Annotated in this window: 5 protein-coding genes and 1 pseudogene; 1 reads left to right on the top strand and 5 read right to left on the bottom strand. The window is 59.9% G+C overall.

The features are described from left to right. The 5 genes and pseudogenes from ACFOFO_RS10915 to hppD form a co-directional block, all read right to left on the bottom strand. Nucleotides 1-448, bottom strand: a pseudogene (locus ACFOFO_RS10915) (hypothetical protein); the annotation flags it as partial. An 88-nt stretch (nt 449-536) separates the two neighbouring features. Beyond that, on the bottom strand, nt 537-1,061 hold the full coding sequence (locus tag ACFOFO_RS10910) for a hypothetical protein (RefSeq protein ID WP_390322124.1): 525 nt from the start codon (nt 1,059-1,061) through the stop codon (nt 537-539). A gap of 283 nt (nt 1,062-1,344) precedes the next feature. Continuing rightward, nucleotides 1,345-4,962: an indolepyruvate ferredoxin oxidoreductase family protein gene (locus ACFOFO_RS10905; RefSeq protein WP_390322123.1), complete on the bottom strand. Its 3,618-nt coding sequence runs from the start codon at nt 4,960-4,962 to the stop codon at nt 1,345-1,347. Nucleotides 4,963-5,193: 231 nt separating this feature from the next. Next, nucleotides 5,194-6,084, bottom strand: a complete 891-nt coding sequence (phhA, locus tag ACFOFO_RS10900) for a phenylalanine 4-monooxygenase (protein ID WP_390322122.1) — start codon at nt 6,082-6,084, stop codon at nt 5,194-5,196. Nucleotides 6,085-6,193: 109 nt separating this feature from the next. Beyond that, complete coding sequence (gene hppD / locus ACFOFO_RS10895; protein WP_390322121.1) at nt 6,194-7,333, bottom strand: 4-hydroxyphenylpyruvate dioxygenase; 1,140 nt, start codon at nt 7,331-7,333, stop codon at nt 6,194-6,196. Between the two features lie 125 nt (nt 7,334-7,458). On the opposite strand from hppD, the gene ACFOFO_RS10890 reads away from it, so the two are divergent. Continuing rightward, the gene (locus tag ACFOFO_RS10890; RefSeq protein ID WP_390331532.1) at nt 7,459-7,965 is read left to right on the top strand and encodes an Lrp/AsnC family transcriptional regulator; all 507 of its coding nucleotides are present in this window, start codon (nt 7,459-7,461) and stop codon (nt 7,963-7,965) included. Nucleotides 7,966-8,430 lie beyond the last annotated feature (465 nt).

Below are 8,430 nucleotides of genomic sequence, written 5' to 3'. Positions count from 1 at the left end.
ATTCCCGCGCAAGAAGGCGAACTGCTACGTTCGGAGAGACCGTCGAAAGATAAGCATCAAAAATCTGTTCATCCAAATAGGGATCGACTATGAAAATCGATTTGGTCGCCGAGGCGAGAAGATCGCGCAATGTCTTGAGGAAATCATATACGGCACCCGGCCCAAAAGTCTGACTTGGCAACGTTGGAACTTCTAGTTCAAGGTCAGCAATTGCTCGATGCAAGATACCCATTAGCTTCGCAATATTCGTTACCCTCGTGACATCGAACGATAAGAAGTCGGCCGCACTGCTGAAAGCGATGGCCTCCAATCTGTTCCAGCGCAAAATGAGAGCGTGCGTTTTTCCGAGCCACTCCAAGTGCACTCGTGATGTCGAAGAATAGGCATTGAAATCCGGAATGTCGCCGGCCATTGCACGAAGTTCAGTGAGTAGGGTCAGCTTGTCCATGATTGGGATCGAGCGCTCTAATGTTTGACATGAGACGAAGACCACGGACTCACCATGGTCTGCCCTATAGTTGAAAAGTTAGTCCGCATCAACCTATGAAATGCTTTGCGACGGCACCCACGATGGCAATAATTATGCCAATAACCAATCCCTTGAAGTAGTTCTCATGCAGCCACTGCAACTTGCTCTTGCGCTCAACTGTCGGGTGAGACGTTTGGAAGGATAGACACAGGTTCGCCGCTGATTCTGCGATGTTACTGATGCTACCGGTGTAGATGTGCCCTGCGGAGCTACCGTCTTCATTGACCTGATGCCCATAGCTTCTGTCGCCGAACGATGGGCTCATCAGCTTGAGCGCTTCGTACCAGCGTATTTTGGGGTCAGTGATCTGAAGGAGGACTTTGTCGGCCTCGTCGCTGGCATTCAGCACTTGGCCGAGGAATTTACCGGCCACGACCGACAGTAGCTCGTACTCTTGAGTGGTAGGCGTTGAACCTGTACCGGCTATCCGCCAATACTCTCCCGCTGCGCCCCATTGCACATCTAGGCGGCAATGCCGCAAGTTGGGAGCAAGGCTACGAAAGCGCATTTCAAGGTCGAGCCATGACTTCATAAGTGTGGCCTCACTTGTTGTAAATCGCAAAATTACAATTTAACATGGAAAACAACCTCGCGGAGAGCCGCTCGATTCCTAATGCTTTCGGCAATTTACTGTGTTTATGCAAAGCGTTAACAGAAGTAATAAACCACACAATCCTGTTTTAACCTGTTCTCGCCTGCTTGACCAACTGCGCGCCCTATATCAAAAAATCATCGAACCACCCGATCAACGCGATAAAAAAAGGCAGGCCGCATTTCTGCGGCCCGCCTTGCAAGCGACCTTCTTCGCGCGATGATTATGCAGCGTGCTTCACCGCCTCTGCAGCAGCGGTCGAAGTACCAGCCGGATGCAGCAGCGCCGCCTCCTTCTCCTTGGCCGCCTTCAGATGACGCTCCTTGACGTGGCCGTAGCCGCGGATGTCTTCCGGGATGCTGGCGATCGCGACGGCTTGTGCCAGGTTGTCCTGGCTCAGCGTCGCCAGCAGCCTGCTGACGGTGTCGCGGTACTCGGCGATCAGCGCGCGCTCGGTCTTGCGCTCTTCGGTGTAGCCGAAGATGTCGAGCGCGCTGCCGCGCAGGAAGCGGAACCTGGCCAGCACGCCGAAGGCCTTCATCATCCACGGGCCGAATTGCTGCTTGATCAGATGGCCCTTGGCATCGCGCTTGGCAAGTAGCGGCGGCGCGAGGTGGAAGTTGATCTTGTAGTCGCCTTCGAACATGTTCGCGATCTTGTCGCGGAACTTGCCGTCGGTGTACAGGCGCGCGACTTCGTACTCGTCCTTGTAGGCCATCAGCTTGTAGTAGTAGCGCGCTACCGCCTCGGTCAGGCGCAGCGACTTGACGTTGCCTGCCAGCTGGCTTTCGGCGGTACGCACCTGCTCGACGAAATCGCGGTATTGCTGCGCATACGCGGCGTTCTGGTAGCCGGTCAGGAACTCGACGCGCTTGGCGACGATGTCGTCCAGCGACGGTGCGCGTTTCAGCTCGATCACTTGCTTTGGTGTCGCCAGCTTGGTGATCGCAGCCAGATCGTGCGCGGCGGCGCGGCCCCATGCGAACGCCTTCTTGTTGAAGTCGATCGAGACGCCGTTCAGGTCGATCGCTTTCAGGATCGCGGCCTCCGACAATGGGACCCAGCCTTTTTGCCACGAATAACCGAGCATGAACATATTGGTCGCAATGTTGTCGCCCATCAGCGCAGTCGCGATCTTGCCGGCATCGATGAAGTCGACATGATCGGCGCCGCAGGCGGCGACGATTTCGCTCTGGGCCGAGGCGCCCGGGAACTGCCAGTTCGGGTCGCGCACGAAGGCGGCAGTCGGCGCGCCGGTCGAATTGATCGCCGCGTAGGTGCGCCCTTCGCCCATGCGCGACAGCGCGTCGCGGCTGGACGATACGATCAGGTCGCAGCCGATCACGAGATCGGTGGCGCCGGTGCCGACGCGGGTCGAATGGATATCTTCCTGCCGGTCGGCCAGGCGCACATGCGACATCACCGGGCCGCCCTTTTGCGCCAGACCGCTCATGTCGAGCACCGAGCAACCCTTGCCTTCGACGTGCGCCGCCATCGCCAGGATCTGGCCGACGGTAACCACGCCGGTGCCGCCGATGCCGGTCACCAGTATGCCGAACGGCTGTTCGGTGCTCGGAATTATCGGCGTTGGTAGATCGACCACACTACCCCCATCCCGACCTTCCCCCTGCATGGGGGAAGGGGTGGCCGGAGCCTTCGGCTTTTTCAACTTGCCGCCTTCGACCGTGACGAAGCTCGGACAGAAGCCGGTCACGCAGGAGAAATCCTTGTTGCAGGACGACTGGTTGATCTGGCGCTTGCGGCCGAATTCGGTCTCCAGCGGCTCCACCGACAGGCAGTTCGATTGCACGCTGCAGTCGCCGCAGCCTTCGCACACGGCCTCGTTGATGACCGCGCGCTTGGCTGGATCCGGATATTCGTTCTTTTTCCGGCGACGCCGTTTTTCCGACGCGCAGGTCTGGTCGTAGATCATCGCCGACACGCCCGCGATCTCGCGCAGTTCGAGCTGCACCGCTTCCAGCTCGCTGCGGTGGCGCACGGTGACGCCGGGTGCCCAGTCGTAATCGGCCGGATACTTGTCGGGATCATCGGTGACCACGATGATCGGCGTCACGCCTTCGGCGGCGATCTGGCGCGACAGCCGCGCCGGATCGAGCGGGCCATCGACCACCTGGCCGCCGGTCATCGCGACCGCATCGTTGTACAGAATCTTGTAGGTGATGTTGACCTTGGCCGACACCGCCGCGCGAATCGCCAGCACGCCGGAGTGGAAATAGGTGCCGTCGCCGAGGTTGGTGAAGACGTGCTTCTCGTTGGTGAACGGCGCGTGGCCGACCCAGGTCACGCCTTCTGCGCCCATGTGGGTGAAGGTCGAGGTCTCGCGGTCCATCCACAACACCATGTAGTGGCAGCCGATACCGGCCAGCGCGCGGCTGCCTTCCGGCACCTTGGTCGAGGTGTTGTGCGGACAGCCGGAGCAGAAATGCGGGATGCGGTCGGTCTTCGGATCGGGCTTGGTCGACACCTTCAGCACCGCTTCTTTCGCTTCCAGATAGGCGATGCGTTCCTTGACGCGCTGCTCGACCGGATGGCCGGCGAAATACTTCGAGATGCGGGTGGCGATCGCGCGCGCGATCTGGGCCGGGTTCAGCTCGTAGGTCGCAGGCAGCAGCCAGTCACCGTGACCGGTGCGGTGGTTGCGGTCCCATTCGCCGGTGTCGTCGAACTTGCCGACCACGCGCGGACGCTCATGGTCCTTCAGGTTGTACAGCTCTTCCTTGACCTGGTATTCGAGGATCTGGCGCTTTTCTTCGACCACCAGGATCTCTTCCAGCCCGCGCGCAAATTCCTGCACGCCGTCCGCTTCCAGCGGCCAGGTCATGCCGATCTTGTACAGCCGGATGCCGATGTCGCGCGCGACGTTTTCGTCGATGCCGAGGTCGGCCAGCGCCTGGCGCGTATCGAGGTAGGACTTGCCGGCGGTGATGATGCCGATGCGCGCCTTCGGGCTGTCCCAGATGATCTTGTTGAGCTTGTTGGCACGCACATAGGCCAGCGCCGCATACCACTTGAAGTTGTTCATGCGCGCTTCCTGCTCCAGCACGCCATCCGGCCAACGGATGTTCAGGCCGCCGGGCGGCAACTCGAAATCCTGCGGCAGCACGATCTTGACGCGATCCGGGTCGAAGTCGACCGAGGCGCCGGACTCGACGATGTCGGTCACGCATTTCATCGAGACCCACAGCCCGGTATAGCGGCTGATGGCCCACGCGTGCAGGCCGTAATCGATGAATTCCTGCACCGACGACGGATACAGCACCGGAATGCCGCAGGCTTTCAGGATATGTTCGCTCTGATGTGCGGTGGTGGACGACTTGGCGGCGTGATCGTCGCCTGCCAGTACCAGCACGCCGCCGTGCTTGGCGCTGCCGGCCATGTTGGCGTGCTTGAAGACGTCGCCGCAGCGATCAATACCCGGGCCCTTGCCGTACCACATCGCAAATACGCCATCGTATTTGGCATCCGGGAACAGATCGGCCTGCTGCGTGCCCCAGACTGCGGTCGCGGCCAGATCTTCATTGATGCCGGGATGGAATTTGACGTGATGCGCGTCGAGATGCTTCTTGGCCTTCAGCGCCGTGGAGTCGACGCTGGTCAGCGGCGAGCCGCGATAACCGGTGATGTAGCCGGCGGTGTTCAGACCGGCGGCGAGATCGCGTTCGCGCTGCAGCATCGGCAGCCGGATCAGCGCCTGGGTGCCGGTGATGAAGGCGCGGCCGCGCTCCAGCGTGTATTTGTCGTCCAGCGATATGTCGTCCAGCGATATGTCGCCCAGCGTTATGTCGCCCAGCTGCTGGCCGGAAGTAAGGGGTGCGTTCATTGTGTCTCCGTGACAGTGTGTGTCTTAGGATGCGATCTATGGGAAATTCGCTGTCACACTGATACGCCTCGTGAGCGTATCGCGTGCGTCTTTTTTCGTGCCGCCATTTTACATGAGCAGGCGGGCTGCGGCGCCAGTTGCCGCCCTGTCAACCACAAGGTCGGCTGCAAGCAGAACGGGTGCAAGCCATCATTGCCGACGTGAATGATGGGTGGCACCCATCCTTCAGCGCTACCGCGCCGGCAGGTTGATTTCGACCGGCAGCAGGCTATCGGCCGGCAATGCCGGCAGACTGTTGAGCTTGGCGTACAGCGGCGTGAAGTCGGGTGTAGTGTCGTTCAATAGTTGCTGGAAGCTGTCGATGACGAAATAGGTTTCCTGATACGAATCGATCTTGTACAGCGTGCGCATCACGCGCTCGACCTCGAAGCGGATCCGGCGCGGGGCCGGGCTGGACAGGCAGTATTCAATCTCGCCGCCGGACGACAGGATGCCGGCGCCGTAGGCGCGCAAGCCTTGCGCACTGTTGATCAGGCCGAATTCGATGGTGTACCAGTACAGCCGTGCCAGCTGCGTCAGGCCATGCAGTCCCATCGCCTTCAGCCCGCCCTTGCCGTATTCCTGCATGTGGTCGGCAAACACGGGGTTGAGCAGCAGCGGCACGTGGCCGAAAAAATCGTGGAAGATGTCGGGCTCGACGATGTAGTCGAACTCGCTTTCATCGCGCAGCCAGACCGTGATCGGAAAGCGGCGATGCGCCAGATGCTCGAAAAAAGAATGCTCGGGAATCAGTCCCGGTACCGCGACCAGCTGCCAGCCGGTGGCCTTGAATAGCGTGTCCGATGCCTGGTCCAGATGCGGTATCGCGTCGGCCGCATGCAGCTCGGTCAGGCCGGCAATGAATTCGTCGCAGGCGCGCCCCGGCACCAGCTGCAGCTGGCGCTGGTACAGGCGACGCCAGCGTTCGTGCTGCTCGGGCGTATACCCGTCCCAATCCTGCTGCACTGCGTATTGATCGTCGGCGCGACTGTAGTCGCCGCGCAGCGCAGCGTCGTCCGATTTGTCGGCGACGCTGGCAAAAAATTCCTCGGTGCTCGGGATGCTGGTAGTGCTGGTCTTCATGCTGATTCCAATAGATGTTGGCGCTGTTGCCAGCCCGCTTCGAGACCGCGGAAGAGGACTGGCACTGCCTGGCACTGACTGGCACCAACGCCGGCGTTGACCTGTTCCGCTAGGCCGCGGTGCTGCCCTTCTCGCTGCTGCCGTGCTCGTCCTTCAGTACGCCACGCTTGATCTGGTCGAGTTCGATCGATTCGAACAACGCGCGGAAATTGCCTTCGCCGAAGCCCTGGTCGCCCTTGCGCTGAATGATCTCGAAGAAGATCGGTCCGATCACGGTCTGCGTGAAAATCTGCAGCAGCAATTCGCGCTGGGTCGCATCGCTGTGGCCGTCGATCAGGATGCGCAGGCGCTTCAGTTCAGCCAGTTGTTCGCCGTGACCCGGCAGGCGGCGGTCGACCAGTTCGTAATAGGTCTCGATGGTGTCCTGGAACACCACCGCCGCATCGCGCATGCTCTCCACCGTCGCGTAGATGTTGTCGGTGCCGAGCGCGATGTGCTGGATCCCTTCGCCGTGGTACAGGTCGAGGTATTCCGCAATCTGCGATTTGTCGTCGGACGATTCGTTGATCGGGATGCGGATTTTGCCGCACGGTGAGGTCATCGCCTTCGACTTCAACCCTGTCAGTTTACCTTCAATATCGAAGTAACGCACTTCGCGGAAGTTGAACAGGTTTTCGTAAAATTCGGCCCATTCCTTCATGCGGCCGCGATGCACGTTGTGGGTCAGGTGGTCGATATAGGTCAAACCATGGCCGAGCGGCTTGGCCTCGGCACCCGGGATCGCGACGAAATCGACGTCGTAGATGCTGATGTCGCCGACGGCGCCGGGCGCGATGTCCTGGTCCTTGCCGCGCCAGCGATCGACGAAATAGATCAGCGAGTCGCCGATGCCCTTGATCGCCGGGATGTTCAGTTCCATCGGACCGGTCTTGTTGTCGAAGCCCCAGGCGCCCAGCTCCAGCGCGCGCCGGTACGCGGCGGCGGCATCCTTGACGCGAAAGGCAATCGCGCAGATCGACGGACCGTGCTGGCGCGCGAAGCGCTGCGCGAACGAATCCTGCTCGGCGTTGATGAGGAAGTTGATCTCGCCCTGGCGATACAGCGTCACGTCCTTGTGCCGATGGCGCGCGATGGCGGTGAAACCCATCTGCTCGAACAGCGCGCCGAGCGCTTTCGGGTCCGGCGCCGCGTATTCGATAAATTCAAAACCATCGGTCCCCATCGGGTTGTCCCAGGGCTGGAAATTCATGTCTGTCTCCTCAAAATTGTGGTCAAAGTATAGACCCAGGACGGCGGCAGATAATTTCAAATAATTCCCGTAGAATCTGTAATTGCGCAATATTATTGCCATTAATTCTGATTTAGAGGCTATTTATGGCTGCAATGGAACTGGATAAGACCGACCGCAAGATTCTGGCGATTCTGCAGGCCGACGGGCGGCTGTCGAACCAGGAGGTGGCCGAGCGCGTCAGCCTGTCGCCGTCGCCCTGCCTGCGCCGCATCAAGCGACTGGAAGATGCCGGCATCATCCGCCAGTATGTGGCGCTGCTGGAGCCGGCCAAGATCGGGCTCGGCCTGCTGGCCTATGTCAACGTGCGACTGGAAAAGCAGCGCGACGCGCAGGCCAGCGGCAGCGCCCGCAGCGGTTCCGCCACGCCGCGCACCGACTTTGCGGCATCGGTCGAAAACTGGCCGGAAGTGGTGGCCTGCTATGCGATGACGGGCGAGATGGATTACCTGCTGCGGGTCCACGTCGAAGACATGGAGCATTTTTCGCGCTTCATGATGGGCACGCTGCTGCGCCATCCGGCGGTGCTGGACGTGAAGTCGAGCTTCGCGCTGCAGCGCATCAAGGACACTACCGCGCTGCCGCTGCTGTAGCTGAATTTAGGGTGTCTCAATTAATTGGTTTGTCGTCCCAGCCCTTTCGCGGGCTCAGGACAAGCTGGCCTACGGCACGCGGGGACGCGTGCGAGGAGTACCTCACATTCCGCCAAGACCCATCTTGCCCTTCGGTTAGCCTTGAAACGGCGTGTGTTATGAGCAAGAAAGTTTTGCTCATATCAAGCGCTAACGGTGCGTGACGAAAGACGCTGGGTTCCCCCTTGCAGGGCGCATCTGCGCTTGCAAGCGCAGACCGTTGCACAGGCGGACAGCGTGCTGTCCGAATTCCCCGCTCCACCTTTCGCTGGAACGACTCGGATTTTGAATTAACAGAGCCGTAATTTAAAGATATTAAGGGAGTATGTAACAAAACAAGGCTGTATCGCCTGATTTTATTGCGCGCGGATTCAACTATGAAGTGCAACTGACGATGGAATTTAGTGGGAGTATCTGGAGGCCAAA

This window comes from Pseudundibacterium arcticum, assembly GCF_042646465.1.
Classification (GTDB): Bacteria; Pseudomonadota; Gammaproteobacteria; order Burkholderiales; family Burkholderiaceae_D; genus Undibacterium_A; species Undibacterium_A arcticum.
Note: the sequence above shows the minus strand (reverse complement) of the source record. Positions and strands in the feature narration are given on the sequence as shown.

Bases quoted from the DNA above. Each gene is read 5' to 3' on its own strand.
- ACFOFO_RS10910 (WP_390322124.1), bottom strand. From the start codon at position 1,061: ATGAAGTCATGGCTCGACCTTGAAATGCGCTTTCGTAGCCTTGCTCCC.
- ACFOFO_RS10905 (WP_390322123.1), bottom strand. From the start codon at position 4,962: ATGAACGCACCCCTTACTTCCGGCCAGCAGCTGGGCGACATAACGCTG.
- phhA (WP_390322122.1), bottom strand. From the start codon at position 6,084: ATGAAGACCAGCACTACCAGCATCCCGAGCACCGAGGAATTTTTTGCC.
- hppD (WP_390322121.1), bottom strand. From the start codon at position 7,333: ATGAATTTCCAGCCCTGGGACAACCCGATGGGGACCGATGGTTTTGAA.
- ACFOFO_RS10890 (WP_390331532.1), top strand. From the start codon at position 7,459: ATGGCTGCAATGGAACTGGATAAGACCGACCGCAAGATTCTGGCGATT.